1 pseudogene is annotated in these 504 nt (G+C 43.5%); it reads right to left on the reverse strand.

What is annotated here, in order from left to right:
* Window positions 1–504, reverse strand: a pseudogene (locus M6F29_RS12190) (SAM-dependent methyltransferase); the annotation flags it as partial.

Genomic DNA, 504 nt, shown 5'->3' on the forward strand with positions numbered 1-504 from the left:
ATTACCACATAGTCTGGTCTGGTTTGTTTCAATTTAGATTCACCAACAATCGGAATTCTACAACCGGGTAAAAATTTATCCTGCTTAGCAGGATTGCGATCCACCACATAAGCCAGCAAATCCGACCGCACGCCCGCATAATTCATCAAAGTGTTACCTTTAGCTGCGGCACCATAACCGACTACAGCTTTACCTGCACGCCGAGCATCGATCAAAAAAGCTAAAAAATCATTTTTCACTCGATTTGCTTTGTCTTGAAATCCGGTGTAGAAGGCGATACTTGTCATGCCTGCATCTACTTCTTTCTTTAGCATATTGGCTATGTTTTTACTTGTTTCACGCATGCCTGTGTCCTTGCGTTGTGCATAAACACGCAGGCTTCCTCCATGTGTGGGCAGCGTCTCCACATCAAATACGCTCAATCCGTTGTGTGCAAAAATCTGCTTCACCGTTGTCAATGAAAGATACGAATAGTGCTCGTGATAAATGGTGTCGAACTGATTT

The sequence above is a fragment of the Ferrovum sp. genome, assembly GCF_027317285.1.
Lineage (GTDB): Bacteria > Pseudomonadota > Gammaproteobacteria > Burkholderiales > Ferrovaceae > Ferrovum.